This window comes from Agromyces cucurbitae (genome assembly GCF_058349945.1).
This window is the reverse complement of the sequence record NZ_JBYRES010000005.1, coordinates 161,676-182,854: the sequence shown is the minus strand read 5'-3', so window position 1 is coordinate 182,854 and position 21,179 is coordinate 161,676. Positions and strand designations below refer to the sequence as shown.

Here is a 21,179-nt window from a genome sequence, read left to right as displayed (position 1 = left end):
CAGGCCGGCCCCGCACAGGCCCAGTGATGTTCGGATTCCTCGCCCGCAGGTCGGTCGCCCTCCTCGCCCTGCTCCTCGTCGTCAGCTTCGTGACGTTCACGCTGTTCCAGTTCGGCCCGGCCGACCCCGCCGCCGCCGCGTGCGGCCAGGAGTGCACCCCCGAGCGCATCGCCGAGGCGCGCGTCGCGCTCGGCATGGACCAGCCCTTCTTCGTGCAGTACGTCGACTACCTCTCGGGCTTCGTCGGCGACCGCATGATCGGCGCCCCCGGCGCCGAGCAGCTGTGCAGCTGGCCCTGCCTCGGCAAGTCGTTCCAGACGAACGAGAACGTGACCGACGTCATCGCCCGGGCACTCCCGTACACGATCTCGATCGCGATCGGCGCCGTCGTGCTGTGGACGATCTTCGGCGTGGGGCTCGGCCTGCTCGCCGCGCTCCGCAAGGGCCGGCCGACCGACAAGCTCATCGTCGGCGCCGCATCGATCGGCGTCTCGCTGCCCGTGCCGGTCACGGGCCTGCTCCTGCTCCTCGTCTTCGTGAGCACGCTGCGCGTGCTGCCGTTCACGAGCAACACGATCTCGTCGCCCTTCGGTCCCGCGGGCCCCGGCGCGTGGTTCGCCAACTACCTGCTGCCGTGGGTCGCGCTCGCGATCCTGTTCAGCGCCCAGTACATCCGCATCACCCGCAACAACATGATCGAGACGTTCGGCGAGGACTACATGCGCACGGCGAGGGCGAAGGGACTCTCGCGCCGCAGGATCACCTTCACGCACGGCGTGCGCGCCGGCCTCATCCCGATCATCACCATGCTCGGCCTCGACATCGGCGCACTGCTCGGCGGCGCCGTGCTCACCGAGCAGATCTTCTCGGTTCCGGGCCTCGGCTTCACCGCCGTCCGCGCGGCGACCTCGGGCGACCTGCCCGTGACGATGGCGATCACGATGCTCGCCGCCTTCTTCATCATCATCGCCAACGTGATCGTCGACGTGTCGTACGCGGCCGTCGACCCGCGAGTGAGGATCAGCTGATGACCACCGAACCGTTCCTCGACATCCAGGGGCTGCAGGTCGCCTTCCCGACCGACGACGGACTCGTCCACGCCGTCAACGGCATGGACCTCTCGCTCCGCCGCGGCGAGACCGTCGGAATCGTGGGCGAGTCGGGCTCGGGCAAGACCGTCACGAGCCAGGCGCTCATGGGGCTGCTCAATGGCACGAGCGCGCAGATCAGCGGCCGGATCATGTTCGAGGGGGTCGACCTCGTCGCCCTCGAGGAGCGCGAGATGCGCGCCTACCGCGGCAAGAAGATCGGCATGATCTTCCAGGATCCGCTCTCGGCGATGCATCCCTTCTACACGGTCGGCAAGCAGATCGCCGAGGCCTACCGGGTGCACAACCGGGTGACCGCGAAGCAGGCGAAGGCGACCGCGATCGACATGCTCGCCCGCGTCGGCATCCCCGACCCGGTGTCGCGCTACGACGCCTACCCGCACGAGTTCTCCGGCGGCATGCGCCAGCGCGCGATGATCGCGATGGCCCTCGTCTGCGAGCCCGAGCTGCTCATCGCCGACGAGCCGACCACCGCGCTCGACGTCACCGTGCAGGCGCAGATCCTCGACCTCATCTCATCGCTCCAGGCCGAGACGGGCTCCGCGGTCATCTTCGTCACCCACGACCTCGGCGTCGTCGCCGAGGTGTGCCAACGCGTGGTCGTCATGTACGGCGGCCAGTGCGTCGAGCAGGCCGACGTGCACGACGCGTTCTTCGAGACGGCGCACCCGTACACGAAGGGCCTGCTCGCCTCGATGCCGTCGATGGCCGACGAGGCCGGGCGCCTCACGCCCATCCCGGGCTTCCCGCCCTCGCTCCTCGATCTCCCCGGCGGATGCCTCTTCGCACCCCGTTGCCCCGTCGCGCAGCTCGTGCCGGGCAACCGCTGCTTCACCGAGCGGCCCGAGCTGCACGGCGACGGCCACCGGTCGCGCTGCCACCTGAACGAAGGGGTCCTCGTATGAGCACGCCGATCCTCGAGGTCGAGGGCCTCACGAAGTACTTCGGCAAGCGCGGCGGGCTCTTCCGCCGCGGGTCGGTCGTCAAGGCCGTCGACGGGGTGTCGTTCACGCTCGAACGGGGCACGACGCTCGGACTCGTCGGCGAGTCGGGCTGCGGCAAGTCGACGACCGGTCGTCTGCTCATGCGCCTGCTCGAGCCGACCTCGGGCCGCATCGTCGTCGACGGCACCGACGTCACGAACCTCAGGGGCCGCGACCTCGCGCAGTTCCGCCGGCGCGTGCAGATGGTCTTCCAGAACCCCGCGTCGTCGCTCAACCCGCGCCAGACGGTCGGCGCGGTCATCGCCGCACCGCTCCTCGCCCAGAAGATCTCGCCGCCCGAGGGCATGAAGCGCCGCGTGCAGTCGCTCATGGACCGCGTGGGCCTCCGGCCCGAGCACTACAACCGATTCCCGCACGAGTTCTCGGGCGGCCAGAAGCAGCGCGTCGGCATTGCGCGGGCACTCGCGCTCGAGCCCGACGTCGTCATCTGCGACGAGCCCGTCTCGGCGCTCGACGTGTCGGTGCAGGCGCAGGTCATCAACCTGCTGCAGGACATCCAGGCCGACACCGGCATCTCGTACGTGTTCATCGCGCACGACCTGTCGGTCGTCAAGCACTTCGCCGACGACATCGCCGTGATGTACCTCGGCCGCATCATGGAGCACGGCGACGCCGACGAGGTGTTCGGTTCGCCGAGGCATCCCTACACGCGCTCGTTGCTCAGCTCGGTGCCGAAGCCCGACCCGACCGCCGACCGGTCGGGGCGCATCCGGCTCGTGGGCGACCTGCCCCACCCGTCGAACCCGCCGAGCGGCTGCGTCTTCCGCACCCGCTGCCCGGTCTTCGCGCTGCTCGACGAGGACCGTCGGCGCAGCTGCATCGACGTCGTGCCGACCGGGCCCAACGCGTGCCACCATCCCGATGAGGCCGCCGCGTTCGCGGCCGGCGTCGTCGACCCTGCCGAAAGGAACACCGTCCATGCTCATCCGTGACGTCCGCCCCTGGGGCGGCGACTCCGTCGACCTCGTCATCGAGGGCTCGCGCATCAGCGAGATCCGGCCCCACGACGCCACCGCAGCGGTCGCCGACGCGGTCGACGGTCGGGGCCGCCTCGTGCTGCCCGCGTTCAGCGACGTGCACGTGCACCTCGACTCGAGCCGCATCGGCCTGCCGTTCCGCGAGCACACGGGGCGCCCGGGCGTCTGGGGCATGATGATGAACGACCGCGAGAACTGGCGCGACACCGACGTGCCGCACGCCGAGATCGTCGCCGGCACGCTCGAGCAGATGATCGCGAAGGGCACGACGCGGGTGCGCTCGTACGCGCAGGTCGACGTCGACTGCAGGCTCGAGAAGTTCGACTCGGTCGTCGCCGCGAAGGAGAGGTTCGCCGATCACGCCGACGTGCAGATCATGACGTTTCCGCAGGCCGGCATCCTGCGCGAGGCGGGCACCGTCGAGCTCCTCGAGGAGTCGCTCAAGCAGGGCGCCGACGTGATGGGCGGCATCGACCCGAGCCAGCTCGACCGCGACCCCGCCAAGCACCTCGACATCGTCTTCGGACTCGCCGAGAAGTACCAGGTCGAGATCGACATCCACCTGCACGAGCCGGGCGAGCTCGGCGTCTTCAGCACCGAGCTCGTCCTCGAGCGCACCCGGGCGCTCGGCATGCAGGGCAAGGTCACGATGTCGCACGCGTACGAGCTCGGTGCCGTGTCCGAGGCCGTCAGCCGCCGTCTCATCGATGAGTTCGCCGAGCTCGACATCGCCATGGCGACGGTGGCGCCGTCGACGAGCAACCACCTCTCGCTCGTCGCGCTCGCCGAGGCGGGCGTGCGCGTCGGCCTCGGTGAAGACGGCCAGCGCGACTACTGGAGCCCCTACGGCAACTGCGACATGCTCGACCGCACCTGGCAGCTCGCGTTCGTCAACGGGTTCCGCCGCGACGACCACATCGAGCTCGCGCTCGCCGTGGCGACCATGGGCGGCGCGAGCATCATGTCGCACGAGTCGCCGCGCGTCGCGGGGGTCGGCGATCACCCGGGCGTCGCGGTCGGCGACCGTGCCGACCTCGTGCTCGTCGACGGCGAGACCCCGACGAGCGCAGTCATGGACCGGGGCCGCGACCGCACCGTCATCCACGACGGTCGTGTCGTCGCCGATGGCCTCCGTGTCGTCGGCCGCTGAGCGGTGGGCCGGGCGTGACCGCGGCCGCGGGACGGGTGCGACCGGCGGCCGCGTCGCCGGTCGCACCGCGGGCCTCGTCGCCGCCCTCCTGATCGGGGTCAACCTCCGACCCGCCATCACGGGCGTCGCAGCGCTCCTCGACGAGACCCGGGTCGCGTTCGGGCTGAGCAGCGCCGATGCGACCGTGCTGGCGACCCTGCCGGTGATCGCGTTCGGACTCACGGCACCGATCGGGCCCTGGCTCGCCCGCCGGCTCGGCGTCGCCCGTGCGCTCGCCTGGACGATGGCCGCGCTCGCGGCCGCACTGGTCGTGCGGGTCGTCGCGTCGGCGCTGCTGCTGCCCGGCACCTTCCTCGCGGGCGTCGCGATCATGGCGGCCGGAACCCTGCTGCCGCAGTACCTGAAGGAGCTGCGCGCGTCGGGCCTGTGGATCGGCCTCAGCAGCATGTCGTTCGGGGTGGGGGCGGCCCTCGGCGCGGGGCTGGTCGTGCCGGCCTACACGGCGAGCGGCGGCTCGGCGCCGATCGCGCTCGGCGGGTGGGCGCTCGTCGCCGTCGCCGCCGCCGCAGCGACGGCGGTCGCGGCACGACGCGGCGGCGAGCGTCGTGGACCGGCCGAGCCGCCGCGCCTCCGGGTGCCGAGGCGCGGGGGAGTCACGATCGGGCTCGTGACCGCGGTCTTCGGGCTGCAGGCGCTGCTCTACTTCGCCGTGACCGCATGGCTGCCCCAGTTCCTCGCCGATCAGGGCGAGCCGCCCGCCGTGCGCGGCGCGCTGCTCGCGTGGTTCAGCGTCGCCGGGTTCGTGCCGACGCTCGTGACTCCCGTGCTCGCCCGCAGGCCGCGGGTGCTGCGCTGGTTCGGGCCGGGCCTCGGCCTCGCGGTCGTCGTCGGCCTCGGTGCCCTCTCCCTCGCATCGGGCGACCAGTACGTCCTCGTCGTCGGGCTCCTCGGCGCCGTGCAGAGCGCGGCGTTCGGCCTCGGCATCACCCTCATCGTCTCGATGTCGGCGAACACGGCGTCGGCCGGCGTCGTCTCGGCGATCGCGCAGGGCGGCGGCTATGCGATCGCGGGTGCCGGCTCGCTGCTCGTCGGCGTCATGCACGAGACCACCGGGGGCTGGGGGGCGAGCTTCGCGCTCATGGCGGTCATCGCGGTCGCGTTCGCCGTCGCGGTCGCACTCGTCATCCGACGGGAGCCGGTCGACCTCGTCGCCGCCGACCCGGCGGTCGCCGAGCACGTCGGGCACTGACGACCGCTGCGGGCGGGCCGGGCGCGGCGCCGCCGGCCATCCACCGGGATGCCTCGCATCGAGCCGGCCCGGATGCGACATCATGGGACGGTGACCGACGCCACCGCCCTGCTGCGCGCCTACGACGACCAACTCCGCACCGACGCCGAGACGGCGAACGCCGTCTCGGCGGAGCGTCGCGGCCCGCTGCGGCTCGCCGTGTTCGCGGGCGGGTACGGCTTCGTGAGCTACCGCGACCTCGACGGGTTCGACGCCGAGGCGATCGACGGACTCGTCGGCGACGTGCTCGCGCGGTTCGAGCCCGACCCGGCGATCACGGCGGTCGAGTGGAAGACACGCGGGCACGATCACGCGCCCGGCCTCGTCGAGTCGCTCCTCGCGCACGGATTCGCGCCCGAGGAGCCCGAGTCGATCATGATCGGCGAGGCGGCGCTGCTCGTGGCCGACGTGCCGCTGCCCGACGGTGTCGTGGTGCGCCGGGCCCTCGACGAGCGCGACGTGCGGGCGATGTGCGCCATGCAGGACGAGGTGTTCGGCGACCCGGTCTCGGTCGAGCGCGCCGACGACCTCGTGGCGCGCCTCACCGCCGACGACGGCACGGAGCTCTGGATCGCCGAGGTCGACGGGCTCATCGTGAGCGCCGGGCGGCTGCAGCCGGTCGACGGCTCGGAGTTCGCCGGCATCTGGGGCGGCGCGACGCGCGAGGAGTGGCGCGGCCGCGGCATCTACCGCGCGCTGACGGCGGCCCGGGCCCGGTCGGCGCTCGCGCTGGGCAAGCGCTACATCAACAGCGACTCGACCGAGTTCTCGCGGCCGATCCTCGAACGGTCGGGGCTCGTGAAGGTGTCGACGACGACCCCGTACGTCTGGCGGCGCTGAGCGCGCGGCGGCCTCGCGCGTCCCCGACGGGTGCGGATGTCGCCCGTCGGTGACAGGATGCCTCTGTGCCCGAGCTTCCCGAAGTGCAGGCGCTCGTCGCCTTCCTCGACGAGCGGCTGGCCGGCCACGCCTTCGCGTCGTTGCGCGTCGCGGCCATCTCGGCGCTCAAGACCTTCGACCCGCCGCTGTCGTCGCTCGAGGGCGAGCGCATCGAGCGGGTGCGCCGCCACGGCAAGTTCATCGACGTCGAGACGCAGGGTGAGCACCTCGTGTTCCACCTGGCGCGGGCCGGGTGGCTGCGCTGGTACGACGAGGTGCCGAAGACCCCCGTCAAGCCGGGCAGGTCGCCGCTCGCGCTGCGAGCACGGCTCGACGACGGCGCAGGGTTCGACCTGACCGAGGCCGGCACGAAGAAGTCGCTCGCGGTCTACGTCGTGCGCGACCCGGCCGAGGTGCCTGGCATCGCGAGGCTCGGTCCCGACCCCACCGCCGAGAGCTTCACGCTCGACGACTTCGCCGCGATCCTCGCCGGGCGGCGCACGCAGATCAAGGGGCTGCTGCGCGACCAGTCGGTGTTCGCGGGCATCGGCAACGCGTACTCCGACGAGATCCTGCACGCGGCGAAGCTCTCGCCGTACCTGCTCGGGGCGAAGCTCACGCCCGAGCAGACCGAAGGGCTCTACCGGGCGATGCGAGATACCCTCGCGGAGGCGGTGGCCGTGGCATCCGGTCGCCCGCCCGCCGAGCTGAAAGACGCCAAGCGGCGCGCGATGCGGGTGCACGGCCGCACCGGCGAGACGTGCGAGGTCTGCGGCGACACGATCCGGCAGGTGATCTTCGCCGACTCGACCTTCCAGTACTGCCCGACGTGCCAGACGGGCGGCAAGCCGCTCGCCGACCGGGTGCTGTCGCGACTCGTGAAGTAGCGGTGGGCCGCCGGGTCGGTGGCGCGCGGCGGCCGACTGCGGTAGGCAGGAGTGATGACGACTCCCGACGTGACCTGGCCGCGACCGGCCGGTCCGCTCGAACTGCGCCTGCCGACCCGCGAACTGCTCGACGAGGTGCTCGTGTGGCGCAACCGCCCCGAGAACACCCGGTGGCTCTTGCGCACCGTGGTCGAGCCCGAGGCGTTCACGAAGCACTGGCTCGACGGCATCGACGATCCGCTCGACCACTCCGCGATCGCCGTGCTCGGCGACGAGGTCGTCGGCACCGGCTCGCTGTGGCTCACCGACGCCATGGGGCAGACGCACGGCGACCCCGACGAGTACGTCCGGGCCGAGGCGGGCATCGGCTACGGCGTCGCCCCGCAGCACGCCGGCCGGGGCTACGCGACCGCGATCGCCCGCGCACTCATCGACCTCGCGGTCGACGAGCTCGGCGTGCACCGCGTGACCGCGGGCTGCTTCGCCGACAACATCGCCTCGTGGAAGGTCATGGAGCGGCTCGGCATGCGGCGCGAGCAGCACGGGGTGCGCGACTCGTGGCACGCCGAGCTCGGCTGGATCGACGGGTACACGTACGCGATCCTCGCCGACGAGTGGCGCGAGCGGCGGGCGGCCGAGCGGGGCGCCAACCGACTCGCCGAGCCGGCGACCGGCGATCGCGCCGTCGCGAGCTGACCTCTCGACGGAAGGAGCCGTATGGACCTCGGCGCGAAGATCCTGACCACCCGCTGGGCGGTGCGGCTGCCGATCCCGTTGTTCAAAGCCGGGTTCGGCTTCGTCTTCTTCGGTCGGCTGCTCATGCTCGAGCACCGCGGACGCGTGAGCGGTGAACGCCGGTACGTCGTGATCGAGGCCGCCGAGCACGAGTCCCGCAACCGCATCGTCGTCGCCTCCGGCTTCGGCCGGTCGGCGCAGTGGTACCGCAACCTCGAGGCCGAGCCGCGCTGCGGCGTGAGCGTCGGGTGGCGCCGCCGGGTGCCGGCGCGCGCCGAGCTGCTCGGCGCGACCGAGAGCCGCGCGCTGCTCGATCGCTACGCCGCCCGGTATCCGAAGGCGTGGGCCGCACTGCACCGAGCGATCGTCGACGCGACCGGCGAGGCCGATCCCGAGATCCCGATGGTCAGGCTGCACCTCGAGCCGCGGCGCTCTCGCGGCTGACCCCCTTCGTGCCGAGCACCCCGTCGACGAGGCGCTCGAGCGTCGCGAGCCCGTCGACCGACAGCACCGACTCGAGGTGCCCCTGCACCGAGGCGACGCCCGCACCGCGGAGCGCGTGCACGGCGCCGGTGCGCGGGTCGGCGGCGATCTCGAGCCCATGACGCGGTGTCGTCCCGAGCCCGGCGTCGTACGCGGTGAACGTGTTGTAGTACCCGATCGTCGCCCGTGCGCCGAAGACCCCGACCTCGCGCTGCACGCCCTGCTGCGGGGCGGCGAGCGGTGCGACGGCGAGGCCCGAGAGTCGCGCGAGCACCTGGTGGCTGAGGCAGACGGCCAGTGCCGGGGCGCGCTGCTCGAGCCGCGCGGCGACGAGCTCGTGCAGCCGGAACATGCGCGCTTCGCCCGTCTCTCGCGGGTCGCCCGGGCCGGGACCGAACACCACGAGGTCCTCGTCGGCCACGAGCGGCGCCGTCTCCCACGACGTGATGCGCGTCGCGATGCCGAGGTGCCGCAGCTGGTGCGCGAGCATCGTCGTGAAGTCGTCGCCGGCGTCGACGACGAGTGCGGAGACCCCGCGCGGCGCGGCGCCGGGCTGCGGCGAGATCCAGAACGGTGCGAGGTGCGCGTTGCGTGCCGCGAGCGACATCGAGGCGGATGGCCCGGGGTCGGCGCCGACGGCGCCGGCATCGGACCGCGCGTCGGCTCCGAGGCATCCACCCGGCCTGTCGCCCTGCCGGGGGATCGCGCCGAGCGCCGTGAGCACGCCGGCCGCCTTCGCGTGGGTCTCGGCGACCTCGCCGTCGGGGTCGGAGTGGCGCACGAGCGTCGCGCCGACCGGCACCCGCACCGCGCCGCCGCCGTCGAGGTAGGCCGTGCGGATGAGGATCGGCGCGTCGAGGTCGTAGCCCGCGCCGGTCGGCGTGAACCGGGCGAGGACACCCGCGTAGTACCCGCGAGGCGTCGTCTCGCGGCGGGCGATCACGGTGCACGCGTTGCCCATCGGCGAGCCGGTCACGGTCGGCGCGAACATGGTGCGGCGCAGCACCTCGCGCGGGTCGAGCACGCTGCGACCCTCGAGCACGTACTCGGTGTGGGTGAGCCGCGACATCCGCTTGAGGAACGGCCCGCGGATGCGGCCGCCGTCGGGGCAGACGGCGCTCATCATCTTGAGCTCCTCGTCGACGACCATGACGAGCTCCTCGCGCTCCTTGACGTCGGCGAGGAATGCGGCGAGCGCGTCGTCGTCGGGCGGCCCGTCGAGGTGGCGGAAGGTGCCGCTGATCGGGTTCATCGTCACGAGCCCGTCGACGCTGGACACGTGGCGCTCGGGGGTCGCGCCCACCGCGGACAGGCCGGGCGTGTGCACCGCGAAGGTCCAGTACGCGCCCGCCTCGTGCTCGAGCAGCGCCCGCAGCCAGCCGAGCACGGCCGTCGCCGGGGGCTCGCCGGTCGAACCGGTGAACTCGCGCCGGATCACGAAGTTCGCGCCCTCGCCGCGTCCGATCTCCTCGTCGATGACGCGTCGCACGACGGCCGCGTACTCGGCGTCGTCGACGTCCACCCGCAGGTCGTCGACGACGACGGGATGCCGCGGCAGCAGCCCGATCGCGTCGTCGACGGGCACCGTCTCGCGATCGCGCACCACGAGGCAGCGCAGCGGCGCATCGTCGTCGTGGGCGGCGAAGCCGCGTTCGCGCACCTGCCGGAACGGCACGAGCGCGAGCACCTCGGCGCCGTCGAGGGGGATGTCGGCGAGGCGCTCGACGTCGACGACGTCGCCGACGAGCACGTCGAGCGTCAGGTCGTGCTCGCGCCGGACGACGGCGAACGCGGGCGGCTCGCCCGCGTCGGTGAGTGCGGTGAGGAGTCTCGTCATGGGTGTCTCCGGGTCGGGCCCTCGGATGGACCCTCCGCAGACACGGAACGACCGCCCTCGGGCGGTCGTGAGTCGTCGAAACGCGGGCCGCCTAGGAGGCGGGCCACCAGTTGCGGTTCGACGCGGTCATGCCGAGCACCCTACGGCATCGCGCGCCGGCGCGCCACCGTGCGACGACTCACGAGGTCGCGGGGGAGGCCCGCGAGCCGGCGCGGGACGAATCACGCGATCGGCGTGATGCCGAGACGCACTCGAGCAGGTTCGATCGATGATGGGGGCTCGCGTCCCGCGTACTCGACGAGTCCGGCAGAAACGAGGAGAGCATGAACGAACAGGCGAAGCCCGGCTACAACACGCCGATTCCCGCCAAGATCACGACGCCCGACCGGGTCTCGACGCGCCTCGGCGAACTGCAGTTCGTCGACGGGGTGCCCACGCTCGACACGGCCGCGAAGCTCTACGACCACCTCGACTTCATCCGCGGCGTCGAGGCGTTCCTGAACGCGGTGCCCGCGGCCTCGCTCGAGGGGATCCGTCGTGGCCTCGCCGACCAGGGCGTCGATGCCGCCCACAAGGGCGGCATCACCGATCGGCTGATGGATGCGAACCCGCTGTTCCTCACCGGCAACACCGACACGGTGTACGCGATCTCGATGCTCGACATCGAGCGCGACGGCCCCACCGTGATCGAGGTGCCGCCGGGGTGCGGCCCCGGCACCGTCGACGACGCCTGGTTCCGGTTCGTCGTCGACCTCGGTGCGCCCGGGCCCGATCGCGGTGCCGGCGGCACGTACCTCATCGTCCCGCCGGGCTACGACGGCGAGCGCCCCGAGGGCTGGTTCGTCGCCGAGACCCCGAGCGCCGTGAACCTCGTGATCATCCGCGGCTTCCTCGTCGACGGCAAGCCCGACCACTCGACCCGGCTGTTCGAGTCGGGCGTCAGGGTCTACCCGTTCTCGACGCGCGAGAACCCGCCCGCGATGGAGTGGACGTCGCTCTCGGGCGAGGTCATGAACACGGTCCACGCCAATGACTTCAGCTTCTACGAGGAGGTCGACCACGTCATCCAGAAGGAGCCGCTCGGCGTCGTCGACGACGAGACGCGGGGCCTGCTCGCGTCGATCGGCATCGTCAAGGGCACGCCGTTCGCGCCCGACGAGCGCATGCGCGGCATCCTCACCGACGCCGTCGCCGTCGGCAACGGCACGGCGCGTTCGCTGGCGTTCCACGGTCGCGAGCGGGCGTTCTTCCTCTACGACGACCGCCAGTGGATGAATCCGATGCCGGGCGGCGACTACCAGTTCCGGCGCGACGGCGGCAACGGCGGCCGGTTCCTCGACGCGCGCACCACGTTCTTCTACGTCGCGACCGTCAACACCCCGGCGATGGCGCTGAAGATGGTCGGCAAGGGCTCGCAGTACGCGTTCGCCGCGCTCGATGCGAACGGTACGCCGCTCGACGGTGCGAAGCAGTACCGACTGCGGCTGCCGGCCGATGCCCCAGCAGCCGACTTCTGGTCGGTGGTCGCCTACGACCCGCAGACGCGCTCGGAACTCCAGACGGGCCAGCCGCTGCCGAGCCGCAACAGCAAGCGCGACGCGCTGCAGTACAACGACGACGGCTCGGTCGACCTCGTGTTCGGCCCCGAGGAGCCGGCCGAGCTCGCCTCGAACTGGGTGCAGACGGTGGCCGGCAAGGGCTGGTTCGTGCTGCTGCGCCTCTACGGCCCGCTCGAGACGTGGTTCGACGGGTCGTGGAAGCCGGGCGACATCGAACCCGCCTGATCGCGCGGCGCCGATTGCGCGCTCGTACTACGATTCGGGGATGCCGAGCGACCCCGACCTCGTGGCGCGCCTCCGCGCGGCGGGCTGCGTGTTCGCCGAGGCCGAGGCCGACCTGCTGTCGACGGCCGCGGCCGGCGACGGCGCCGTGCTCGAGTCGCTCGTCGCGCGCCGGGTCGCGGGCGAGCCGCTCGAGGTCGTGCTCGGCTGGGCCGAGTTCGCCGGGCTCCGCCTCGTCGTCGAGCCCGGTGCGTTCGTGCCCCGGCGTCGCACCGAGCTGCTCGCCGCGGAGGCGGCACGGCTCGCGCGCGCGGCGACGCGAGCGCTCGGCCGACCGGCGGTCGTCGTCGACCTCTGCTGCGGCGTCGGGGCGATCGGTGCGGTCGTCACCGAGACCGCGGGCGCGGTCGAGCTCTACGCCGCCGACCTCGACCCCGTCGCCGTGCGCGCGGCACGGCGCAACCTCGAGCCGCGCGGCGGCCGGGTGTTCGAGGGGGATCTCTACGACGCGCTGCCGCGCGGGCTCTCGGGGCGCATCGACGTGCTCGCGGTGAACGCGCCGTACGTGCCGACCGCCGAGATCGCCTTCATGCCGCCCGAGGCGCGCGAGCACGAGCCGTCGCTCTCGCTCGACGGCGGCGACGACGGCCTCGACGTGCACCGCCGGGTCGTCGCATCCGCCCATGACCGGCTCGCGCCAGGGGGAGTCCTGCTCATCGAGACGAGCGAGGGGCAGGCCGAGGCGGCCACGGCACTCATGCGCGCCGGCGGCCTCGAGCCGCGGTTCGTGTCCGACGACGACCTCGACGACGACACGATCGTGGTGGTCGGGCGGCGCGCACGCGCCTGACGCGGCCGCGGGCGGCACCGCCGGGCGCGGCGGCCGCTTCAGCCGCCTCGGTGCCGGCCGAGCAGGCGGACCACCTCGTCGTCGCTCGTCTGCGTGAAGTCGAGGTAGTGCATGCCGACCGCCATGAACCCCGGCGGTGCCGACAGGCACACGAGCTCGTCGACGTCGGGCGAGTCGAGCAGGTCGGCGAGGCTCTCGGGCGACGCGACCGGCGTCGCCACGACGATCCGTTCGGCGCCGCGGGCACGGGCGACGCGGCACGCGACCCGCATCGTCGCGCCGGTCGCGATGCCGTCGTCGACGACGATCACGAGCCGTCCGCCGATCGCGACGGGCGGGGCGTCGCCGCGGAATCGTGCGACCCTCGCGTCGAGCTCGGCCCGCTCGCGGGCGAGCACCCGGTCGAACGTGCGGCGATCGACCCGCGACAGCGCGATCACGTCGTCGTTGCGCACGATCGCGCCCTCCTCGCCGATCGCGCCCATCGCGAGCTCGGGCCGGGCCGGGTCGCCCAGCTTGCGCACGACGAGCACGTCGAGCGGCGCGTCGAACGCCTCGGCGACGGCCGCCGCGACGGGAACGCCGCCGCGCGGCAGACCGAGCACGACGGGTGCGTCGAGCGGATCGACCGCGCCGGCGCGCGACGCCTCGAGGAGTCGGGCGGCGAGTCGCCGGCCCGCTTCGATGCGATTCGCGAAGTGCTCCATGACGAACGGCTCGGATGCCTCGTGGCGGTGTCTTCACTCCTTGGATAGTCCGGTGCGCCGGGGGCGTCAACCCCCGTTGCGAGGCGCCGAAAGACGAGGGGGCTTCGTGTTTTCCGAAGCGTCGCTTACACTGGTGCAAATCCTTCCCCCGGGCTCACCGGCCCGTGGGAACCCGTTCAAGGATTCGGCGGGCCCCCAACCCCGTCTGCTTGGAGAGCCCGTGGGACGTCATACCGTCGCGGTGCAGGTGAAGAAGCCGGCCCGCAAATTCGTCATGTCCATCGTCGGGGCGGTCGCGGTGGTCGCGATCGTCGGAACCGGCGCCTTCCTCTGGATCGGCGGGCATCTCGATCCGGTGCTCGCCTCGGCCGAGGACGGCTGCACCGCCCCGCAGCAGCTCGTCGTCGTCGCCGACCGGTCGATCGCGCCCGCCGTCGCCGAGGTCGCCGACCAGTTCGACCGCTCCGCGAAGCGATGCGTCACGACGGAGGTGACTCCGCAGGACTCGGCCGACACGTCCGCCGTGCTCGCCTCGGGTGCCGTCGACGCCGACGCCTGGGTGCCCGAGTCGAGCGTCTGGCTCGACCGCATGAACGCGACCGCCGCCTCGCTCGGCCAGTCCGCGCCCGTCGTGGACGCCGGCGACTCGGTGGCCTCGACGCCGATCGTGTTCGCGGCAGCGGCGACCGACGCGACGGCGCTCGCCAGTGAGCCGGTCAGCTGGTCGCGCGTGCTGCGCGGCGCGCTGCCGACGATCCTGCCCGACCCCGAGGCGTCCGCCGCGAGCCTCGCCGGCCTGCTCGCGCTGCGGGGTCATTCCTCGCCCGACGACCCGCGCCAGTTCGCCGGCGCGATGCTCGCGCTCGGCAAGTCGATCCCCGCCTCGACGAGCGCCGCCTTCGGCTCGCTCGGCGTCGGCGAAGCCCCCGCGGTCGTCATCACGACCGAGGCGCAGGTGGCGGCGTACAACCAGGAGGACCCGCCCGAGCCGCTCGTCGCCGCGTACCCGGCCGACGGCACCGTCGCACTCGACTACCCCTTCGTGCACCTCACGCTCGACAAGGACAAGCGCAAGCTGCTCGCCGACTTCGGCAAGGCGCTGGCCGATGCACGTGAGACGTTCGCGGCGCACGGCTTCCGCGACCCCGACGGCGGCGGCAAGCTCGACCTCGCCGGCGTCGGCACCTCGGGGCCCGGCGCCGAGCCCGCGCGCGACGGTGCGGCCCAGCTCGAGATCCTGCGCGCCTGGAGCGTGCTGACCCTCCGCTCGCGCATGCTCACCGTCATCGACGTCTCGGGATCGATGGAGGAGCCGGCGGCGAACGGCCTGCGCCGCATCGACGTCTTCCAGCAGGCGGCGATGGGCGCGATGCAGAAGTTCTCGGGCGAGGTGGAGCTCGGCGTCTGGCTGTTCTCGACGGCCCGCAACGGCGAACTCGACTACGAGGACGTCTCGCCGATCGCGCCGCTCGCCGACGCCGCGCACACGCAGCAGATCGCGGGCATCATCCAGTCGCTGCCGTCGCGGCTGGGCGGGGCCACCGGACTCTACGACACGACGCTCGCGGCCGTGAAGCGCGTGCGCGAGTCGTACGATCCCGAGAAGGTCAACTCGGTGCTGCTCATCACCGACGGGCGCAACGAGGACGAGAACGGCATCGACCTCGACACGCTGCTCGCCGAGCTGAAGAAGATGGACGACCCGACGAAGCCCGTGCCGGTCATCATGATCGGCTTCGGGCCCGACACCGACCTCGCCGCGATGCAGAAGATCGCCCAGGTCACGAAGGGCGCCGCGTACTCCGCGACCGAGCCCGAGGACCTGTCGACCGTGCTCGTCGACGCGCTGTCGCAGCGCAGCTGCCGCCCGAACTGCGGCTGAGCGGACGACCGGCCGTTGACGACGGAGGGCGAGGGAGCAGCAGCTCCCTCGCCCTCCGTCGTGGTGCGTCGACTAGTGGCCGGCCGGCGCGCCGTGCTCCATGTCGGCGGGTCGGCGGATGAGGAACGCGCCGACGATCGCGACGAGCGAGAGGATCGCGCCGACCATGAAGGCCGAGCTGATGCCGGTCGCGCTGGCCGAGACGATCGAGGCGCCGTTCGCCTCGGCGACGGCCGTGCGCGAGGTCATGACGGTGATGAACAGCGCCGTGCCGGCGGCGCCGGCGACCTGCTGCACGGTGCCGACGATCGCCGAGCCGTGCGAGTAGAACCGCGGCTCCACCGAACCGAGGGCCGAGGTGAAGAGCGGCGTGAACATGAACGCGAGCGCGGCCGACATGACGACGTGCGCGACGAGGACGAGCCACGGCGACGTGGTGTCGGTCACGAGGGTGAGGCTCCACAGCACCCCCGACACGACGATCGAGCCGGGCACGAGCAGCGGCGTCGGCCCGAAGCGGTCGTACAGTCGCCCGACGGTCGGGCCGAGCAGGCCCATGATGAGGCCGCCGGGCAGGAGCAGGAGTCCCGTGTAGAGCGGCTCGAGCCCGAGCACGTCCTGCAGGTAGATCGGCAGCAAGATGATCGTGCCGAACAGCGCCGCCATCATGACGACCATGAGCGCGACGGAGAGCGCGAAGTTGCGCGACGTGAAGGTGCGCAGGTCGAGCAGTGCGCGGTCGTGCCGCTGCAGCAGCAGCTGGCGCACGATGAACGCGGCGATGCCGACGACGCCGACCGCGAGCGCGATGTACATCGCCGGGGCGTCGGCCGCGCTGCGACCGCTCACGACCCCGCCGACGAGGCTGAGCCCGTAGACGAGCCCGCCGAAGCCGAAGGCCGACAGGATCACCGAGAACACGTCGATGGGGAGCTCACGCGTCTCGCTCACGTTCTCGACCTTGCGGATGCCGATGACGAGCATGACGAGCGCGATCGGCAGCACCAGCCAGAACATGTAGCGCCACGTCAGGTAGTTCAGGATGAGGCCCGAGATCGTCGGGCCGATCGCGGGGGCGACCGACATGACGATCGAGACGCGCCCCATGAGCCGGCCGCGGTCGCTCGGGGCGACGAGCGTCATGAGCGTCGTCATGAGCAGCGGCATCATGATCGCCGTGCCCGTCGCCTGCACGACGCGGGCGCCGAGCAGCACCTCGAAACCGGGCGCGAGCGCGGCCATGAGCGTGCCGGCCGAGAACAGGCTCATCGCCGTGATGAAGATCGGTCGCGTCGGGAACCGCTGCAGCAGGAAGCCCGTGATCGGGATGACGACGGCCATCGTCAGCATGAACGCGGTGGTGAGCCACTGCGCCGCGGAGAGGGTGATGTGCAGGTCGTCGACGAGGTGCGGGATCGCGACGCCCATGATCGTCTCGTTGAGGAAGACGACGAAGGTCGCGGCGAGCAGCAGCCAGATGACGCGCGTGTTGTTCGCGCCGTGGGCGGGCTGGTGGGCGACGACCGCGGCGTCCTGGGCGGCGGCGTCGGCGGCGACCGCCGGAGTGGAGGCGGTCGAGGGGTCGAGGTCGGATACGGCGCGTTCGGTCACAAAGGTTCCAATCGGGATCGGCGCTGGAGCAGCACCGGAACGTGCGTCGAGACGGAGAAGGTGCGGAAGAAACGGAACAGGTGGGTCAACCCGCAGCGGGCGACGCGCTATTCCCGATTGCCGAGATCGATCGGAACGCATGGAACACGGTCGGCTCGGCGACCGTGTTTCGTGAGGTGTCGGAACCGCGGCTCAGGGAGCCGGGGCCGGACCATCGGTCGGCGTGGCGCGGGGCAGCCAGCCCTCGAGGAGCGACTCTTCAGGCGCGAGCTCTGCTTCGAGCCTGCGGTCGCGGGCGGCGTCGTCGGCGGCAGGGGTCGGAGTGGAATCGCTCATGATCCCACGATAGCGCGCACCGCCGACACCGCGCGGCCGACCGCGGCCGCGGCATCCTCGATCTCGGCCGCCGTCGTCGCCGAGCCGAGCGTGAAGCGCACCGCCGTCTGCGCGACCTCGGCGGGAATCCCCATCGCGGTCAGCACGTGCGACGGATCGTCACGGCCGGCCGCGCACGCCGAGCCGCTCGAGCAGATCACGTCATCGCGCTCGAGCTCGAGCAGCACGGCCTCGCCGCCCGTGCCCGGGAAGACGAACGAGACGGTGCCGGGGAGGCGATCGTCGGGGTCGCCGGTGAGCCGGGCCTCGGGCACCTCCGCGAGCACGCGCGCGGCGAGCCGGGCGCCCAGCGCCCCGATGCGCGCCGAGGCCTCCTCGCGCTCGGCCTCGGCCAGGCGCAGGGCGGTGGCGAACGCGACGGCTCCCGCGACGTTCTCGGTGCCCGAGCGCCGGCCGCGTTCCTGGCCGCCGCCGTGCAGCACCGGCTCGAGCGGCAGCCGCCCGCGCACGACGAGCGCACCCGTTCCCTTCGGCGCACCGATCTTGTGCCCGGCGAGCGAGAGGGCGTCGACGCCGAGCGCGTCGAGCGAGAGGCGGAGGCGGCCCGCGGCCTGCACCGCGTCGGTGTGCACGAGCGCCCCGACGCCGCGGGCGAGCCGGGCGAGCTCGGCGACGGGCTGCACCGTGCCGACCTCGTTGTTCGCGAGCTGCACCGACACGAGCGTCGTGTCGGGTCGCAGCACGGCCGCGAGGGCGTCGGGCGAGACGCGGCCGCGGTCGTCGACCGCGACCTCGTCGACGTCGAAGCCGTGCTGTCGTGCGAGGTACGCGGCCGACTCGAGCACGGCCTCGTGCTCGACGGGCGAGACGACGAGATGCCGTCCGCGCGGGTTCGCGAGCGCCAGCCCCTTCACCGCGAGGTTGTCGGCCTCGGTGCCGCCGCTCGTGAAGACGACGTCGCCCGGCCGGCAGCCGAGCACCTCGGCCACCGTCGCTCGGGCGTCGGCGAGCGCGCGCGCCGCCGCATCGCCGAGTCCGTGACGACTCGACGGGTTGCCGAACGACCCCGTCAGGTGCGGCCACATCGCCTCGAGCGCCTCGCGGCGCACGGGCGTGGTCGCCGCGTGATCGAGGAAGATCACGGATGCCCCGCAGCCACGCCGATCGCGCCGGAGTTCGCGTCGCCCGCCGACGGGGCGACGGCGTCGGCCCCCGTCTCCACGACGACGTCGAGCCCGAGGTCGAGCGATCGCACCGAATGCGTGAGCGCGCCGACCGAGATGACGTCGACCCCGGTCGCCGCGATCGCCACGACCGTGTCGAGGTTCACCCCGCCAGAGGCCTCGACGACGGCACGCCCCCCGATGAGCGTGACGCCCTCGCGCAGCGCCTCGATCGTGAAGTTGTCGAGCATGATCGTGTCGGCCCCGCCGTCGAGCACGGGCGCGATCTGGTCGATGCGGTCGACCTCGACCTCGAGGTGCGCCGTGTGCGGCATCCGGTCTCGAGCCGCCCGCAGCGCGGTCGCGAGGTCGACTCCGCCCGCGGTGAGCACGGCGAGGTGGTTGTCCTTCGCCATGATCGCGTCGGAGAGGGAACGCCGGTGGTTGCGACCGCCGCCGTCGCGCACGGCCTGGCGCTCGAGGCTGCGCAGGCCCGGCGTGGTCTTGCGCGTGTCGACGATGCGCGCACGGGTGCCCACGACGGCGGCGACGTAGCGCGAGGTGAGCGTCGCGATGCCCGACATGCGCTGCAGCAGGTTGAGCCCGACGCGCTCGGCGCGCAGGATGCCGCGCGCCGGTCCGTGCACGCGGGCGAGCACGGCGCCCGCGGCGAACGGCTCGCCGTCGTGCGCGAGGGGCTCGACCGCGATGCGCGCGTCGACGAGCCGGAACGCCGCCGCGAACACCTCGATGCCGCTCAGCACGCCGGGTTCCCGCGCGACGAGCTCGGCCGTCGCGGTCGCGTCGGTCGGGATGAGCGTCTCGCCCGTGAGGTCGCCCCAGGGCGCGTCCTCGTCGAGGGCGGCGGTGACGATGCGGTCGATCTCGCGGGTGTCGGTCATCAGGCGGCCTCCTCGAGGGCGGGGCTGGTCGGAGCGGCGGTGGCGACCGGGGCGTCGGCGGTCGTGGTGCCCGCGGTCGGGTCGTCGGTGCGGAAGTGGGCGCCGACGCTCTCGCGGCGCGCGAGCGCGGCGGCGACCGTCAGGCGGGCGAGGTCGAGCAGGTTGCGGTCCTCGGCGGTGCGGCGGTCGACCGGCGCGGGTGCGGTCCACGCGTCGAGCTGTGCGGATGCCGCGGCCAGTCCGCGTGCGTCGCGCTCGAGCCCGACGCGACTCCACATGAGCTCCTGCAGGGCGGCGCGGTCGACGGGCCCGTGCACGCCGTCGGCACCGCGGCGCGACACGCCGGACGCGACCGGCGCCGGCTCGGCGAGGCGCCCCGGAGTGCCGACGGACGGCACAGGGCCGGCGCCCAGCGGTTCGCTCGACGTGATCGCGCGCGCGGCGCGCTCGCCGAACACCGCAGCCTCGAGCAGCGAGTTCGAGGCGAGGCGGTTCGCCCCGTGCACGCCCGTGCGGGCGCACTCGCCGACGGCGTAGAGCCCCGGCAGGCTCGAGCGGCCGTCGAGGTCGGTCACGATGCCGCCCATGGCGTAATGCGCAGCGGGCGTCACCGGCACGGCCTCGCGGCCCCAGTCGAACCCGGCCTCGCGCACCACCCGGTCGAGGCCGGGGAACCGCGCGGCGAGGAACGTCGCGCCGAGTGCGGTGGCGTCGAGGCGCACCGGCTCACCGCCCTGCCCGGCCATCCGACGCCAGACGGCGCGGGCGACGACGTCGCGCGGCGCGAGCTCGGCGTCGGGGTGCACGTCGAGCATGAAGCGACGCCCGGATGCGTCGCGCAGCACCGCCCCCTCGCCGCGCACGGCCTCGGAGATGAGGGGCGTGCCCGGCGCGGCGAGCGCCGTCGGATGGAACTGGGTGAACTCGAGGTCGGCGACGGCCGCCCCGGCACGCCGGGCCGCAGCGACACCGTCGCCCGTCGCGACGTCGGGGTTCGTCGTGTGGCGGTAGAGGCGCCCGCTGCCGCCGGTGGCGAGCACGACGGCGTCGGCACGGCGTTCGACGATCGAGCCGTCGACGCCGAGCAGGCGGGCGCCGACGACGGTGCGGCGGCCGTCGTCGCCCGGCTCGACGATCAGGTCGACGAGCATCGTGCGCTCGTCGATGCGCACGGCCCGTCGTCGCACGGTCGCGACGAGCGCGGCCTCGATCGCCGCGCCGGTCGCATCGCCGCCGGCGTGCACGATGCGGGCGCGCGAGTGGGCCGCCTCGAGGCCGCGCGAGAGCCCGGACTCGCCGCGGTCGAACGCGACGCCGAACCGGATGAGGTCGCGCACCCGCGCGGGCCCCTCGTCGCACAGCACCCGCACCGCGTCGGGGTCGGCGAGCCCGGCGCCGGCGGCCAGCGTGTCGGCGAGGTGGCGATCGGCCGAGTCGTCGGGGAACAGCGCAGCCGCGATGCCGCCCTGGGCGTAGCGGGTGTTCGTCTCGGCGAGCTCGGTCTTCGTGACGAGCTCGACCGTCGCCCCGGCGTCGGCGGCCCGCACCGCGGCCCAGAGGCCCCCGATGCCGCCGCCGACGACGAGCACGCGAGTCAT

General features: G+C 73.0%; 19 protein-coding genes. 12 read left to right on the top strand and 7 right to left on the bottom strand.

Features of this window, described 5'->3' with window-relative positions; all coding sequences use genetic code 11:
• The first annotated feature begins 26 nt into the window (after positions 1-26).
• The 9 genes from AC3RJ6_RS17995 (at position 27) to AC3RJ6_RS17955 (ending at position 8,473) form a co-directional block, all read left to right on the top strand.
• Positions 27-1,028 (top strand): ABC transporter permease, encoded by a 1,002-nt coding sequence (locus AC3RJ6_RS17995; RefSeq protein ID WP_491428505.1) that lies wholly within the window; start codon positions 27-29, stop codon positions 1,026-1,028.
• Positions 1,028-2,014, top strand: coding sequence for an ABC transporter ATP-binding protein (locus AC3RJ6_RS17990; protein ID WP_491428504.1), 987 nt, complete (start codon positions 1,028-1,030; stop codon positions 2,012-2,014). Before AC3RJ6_RS17995 ends, AC3RJ6_RS17990 begins: the two co-directional genes overlap by 1 nt.
• Entirely contained in the window at positions 2,011-3,045 is a 1,035-nt protein-coding gene (locus tag AC3RJ6_RS17985; protein ID WP_491428503.1) for an ABC transporter ATP-binding protein, read from the top strand. Before AC3RJ6_RS17990 ends, AC3RJ6_RS17985 begins: the two co-directional genes overlap by 4 nt.
• Positions 3,032-4,240, top strand: coding sequence for an amidohydrolase family protein (locus AC3RJ6_RS17980; RefSeq protein ID WP_491428502.1), 1,209 nt, complete (start codon positions 3,032-3,034; stop codon positions 4,238-4,240). Before AC3RJ6_RS17985 ends, AC3RJ6_RS17980 begins: the two co-directional genes overlap by 14 nt.
• The gene (locus tag AC3RJ6_RS17975; RefSeq protein WP_491428501.1) at positions 4,224-5,489 is read left to right on the top strand and encodes an MFS transporter; all 1,266 of its coding nucleotides are present in this window, start codon (positions 4,224-4,226) and stop codon (positions 5,487-5,489) included. The genes AC3RJ6_RS17980 and AC3RJ6_RS17975 overlap by 17 nt, the downstream gene beginning before the upstream one ends.
• Before the next feature lie 72 nt (positions 5,490-5,561).
• Positions 5,562-6,368, top strand: coding sequence for a GNAT family N-acetyltransferase (locus AC3RJ6_RS17970; RefSeq protein WP_491428500.1), 807 nt, complete (start codon positions 5,562-5,564; stop codon positions 6,366-6,368).
• 65 nt (positions 6,369-6,433) lie between these two features.
• The gene (locus AC3RJ6_RS17965) at positions 6,434-7,294 is read left to right on the top strand and encodes an Fpg/Nei family DNA glycosylase (RefSeq protein WP_491428499.1); all 861 of its coding nucleotides are present in this window, start codon (positions 6,434-6,436) and stop codon (positions 7,292-7,294) included.
• A gap of 54 nt (positions 7,295-7,348) precedes the next feature.
• Positions 7,349-7,990, top strand: coding sequence for a GNAT family N-acetyltransferase (locus AC3RJ6_RS17960; protein ID WP_491428498.1), 642 nt, complete (start codon positions 7,349-7,351; stop codon positions 7,988-7,990).
• Between the two features lie 21 nt (positions 7,991-8,011).
• On the top strand, positions 8,012-8,473 hold the full coding sequence (locus AC3RJ6_RS17955; RefSeq protein WP_491428497.1) for a nitroreductase family deazaflavin-dependent oxidoreductase: 462 nt from the start codon (positions 8,012-8,014) through the stop codon (positions 8,471-8,473).
• Here the strand turns inward: AC3RJ6_RS17955 and AC3RJ6_RS17950 are convergent.
• Entirely contained in the window at positions 8,436-10,349 is a 1,914-nt protein-coding gene (locus AC3RJ6_RS17950; RefSeq protein WP_491428496.1) for a chorismate-binding protein, read from the bottom strand. The genes AC3RJ6_RS17955 and AC3RJ6_RS17950 overlap by 38 nt on opposite strands.
• Before the next feature lie 323 nt (positions 10,350-10,672).
• Here AC3RJ6_RS17950 and AC3RJ6_RS17945 point away from each other — a divergent pair, with 323 nt between their 5' ends.
• Entirely contained in the window at positions 10,673-12,133 is a 1,461-nt protein-coding gene (locus AC3RJ6_RS17945) for a DUF1254 domain-containing protein (protein ID WP_491428495.1), read from the top strand.
• Between the two features lie 40 nt (positions 12,134-12,173).
• Positions 12,174-12,980, top strand: coding sequence for a putative protein N(5)-glutamine methyltransferase (locus AC3RJ6_RS17940; RefSeq protein WP_491428494.1), 807 nt, complete (start codon positions 12,174-12,176; stop codon positions 12,978-12,980).
• 38 nt (positions 12,981-13,018) lie between these two features.
• On the opposite strand, the gene AC3RJ6_RS17935 is transcribed toward AC3RJ6_RS17940, so the two are convergent.
• Positions 13,019-13,687 carry a phosphoribosyltransferase gene (locus tag AC3RJ6_RS17935; protein WP_491428493.1) on the bottom strand — a complete coding sequence of 223 codons (669 nt, stop codon included), beginning with the start codon at positions 13,685-13,687 and terminating at the stop codon, positions 13,019-13,021.
• 220 nt (positions 13,688-13,907) lie between these two features.
• Here AC3RJ6_RS17935 and AC3RJ6_RS17930 point away from each other — a divergent pair, with 220 nt between their 5' ends.
• The gene (locus AC3RJ6_RS17930; protein ID WP_491428492.1) at positions 13,908-15,569 is read left to right on the top strand and encodes a VWA domain-containing protein; all 1,662 of its coding nucleotides are present in this window, start codon (positions 13,908-13,910) and stop codon (positions 15,567-15,569) included.
• 72 nt (positions 15,570-15,641) lie between these two features.
• Here AC3RJ6_RS17930 and AC3RJ6_RS17925 read toward each other — a convergent pair whose 3' ends face one another.
• The 5 genes from AC3RJ6_RS17925 to nadB all read right to left on the bottom strand — a co-directional run bounded on the left by AC3RJ6_RS17925 (position 15,642) and on the right by nadB (position 21,179).
• Positions 15,642-17,180, bottom strand: a complete 1,539-nt coding sequence (locus tag AC3RJ6_RS17925; protein ID WP_491428491.1) for an MDR family MFS transporter — start codon at positions 17,178-17,180, stop codon at positions 15,642-15,644.
• A gap of 192 nt (positions 17,181-17,372) precedes the next feature.
• Entirely contained in the window at positions 17,373-17,516 is a 144-nt protein-coding gene (locus AC3RJ6_RS17920) for a hypothetical protein (RefSeq protein WP_491428490.1), read from the bottom strand.
• Entirely contained in the window at positions 17,513-18,658 is a 1,146-nt protein-coding gene (locus AC3RJ6_RS17915) for a cysteine desulfurase family protein (protein ID WP_491428489.1), read from the bottom strand. Before AC3RJ6_RS17915 ends, AC3RJ6_RS17920 begins: the two co-directional genes overlap by 4 nt.
• Positions 18,655-19,581 carry a carboxylating nicotinate-nucleotide diphosphorylase gene (nadC, locus tag AC3RJ6_RS17910; protein ID WP_491428488.1) on the bottom strand — a complete coding sequence of 309 codons (927 nt, stop codon included), beginning with the start codon at positions 19,579-19,581 and terminating at the stop codon, positions 18,655-18,657. The genes AC3RJ6_RS17915 and nadC overlap by 4 nt, the downstream gene beginning before the upstream one ends.
• Positions 19,581-21,179, bottom strand: a complete 1,599-nt coding sequence (nadB, locus tag AC3RJ6_RS17905) for an L-aspartate oxidase (RefSeq protein WP_491428487.1) — start codon at positions 21,177-21,179, stop codon at positions 19,581-19,583. Before nadB ends, nadC begins: the two co-directional genes overlap by 1 nt.

Bases quoted from the DNA above. Each gene is read 5' to 3' on its own strand.
- AC3RJ6_RS17955 (WP_491428497.1), top strand. From the start codon at position 8,012: ATGGACCTCGGCGCGAAGATCCTGACCACCCGCTGGGCGGTGCGGCTG.
- AC3RJ6_RS17995 (WP_491428505.1), top strand. From the start codon at position 27: ATGTTCGGATTCCTCGCCCGCAGGTCGGTCGCCCTCCTCGCCCTGCTC.
- AC3RJ6_RS17945 (WP_491428495.1), top strand. From the start codon at position 10,673: ATGAACGAACAGGCGAAGCCCGGCTACAACACGCCGATTCCCGCCAAG.
- AC3RJ6_RS17950 (WP_491428496.1), bottom strand. From the start codon at position 10,349: ATGACGAGACTCCTCACCGCACTCACCGACGCGGGCGAGCCGCCCGCG.
- AC3RJ6_RS17940 (WP_491428494.1), top strand. From the start codon at position 12,174: ATGCCGAGCGACCCCGACCTCGTGGCGCGCCTCCGCGCGGCGGGCTGC.
- nadC (WP_491428488.1), bottom strand. From the start codon at position 19,581: ATGACCGACACCCGCGAGATCGACCGCATCGTCACCGCCGCCCTCGAC.
- AC3RJ6_RS17920 (WP_491428490.1), bottom strand. From the start codon at position 17,516: ATGAGCGATTCCACTCCGACCCCTGCCGCCGACGACGCCGCCCGCGAC.
- nadB (WP_491428487.1), bottom strand. From the start codon at position 21,179: ATGACTCGCGTGCTCGTCGTCGGCGGCGGCATCGGGGGCCTCTGGGCC.
- AC3RJ6_RS17960 (WP_491428498.1), top strand. From the start codon at position 7,349: ATGACGACTCCCGACGTGACCTGGCCGCGACCGGCCGGTCCGCTCGAA.
- AC3RJ6_RS17970 (WP_491428500.1), top strand. From the start codon at position 5,562: ATGCGACATCATGGGACGGTGACCGACGCCACCGCCCTGCTGCGCGCC.
- AC3RJ6_RS17985 (WP_491428503.1), top strand. From the start codon at position 2,011: ATGAGCACGCCGATCCTCGAGGTCGAGGGCCTCACGAAGTACTTCGGC.
- AC3RJ6_RS17935 (WP_491428493.1), bottom strand. From the start codon at position 13,687: ATGGAGCACTTCGCGAATCGCATCGAAGCGGGCCGGCGACTCGCCGCC.
- AC3RJ6_RS17980 (WP_491428502.1), top strand. From the start codon at position 3,032: ATGCTCATCCGTGACGTCCGCCCCTGGGGCGGCGACTCCGTCGACCTC.
- AC3RJ6_RS17990 (WP_491428504.1), top strand. From the start codon at position 1,028: ATGACCACCGAACCGTTCCTCGACATCCAGGGGCTGCAGGTCGCCTTC.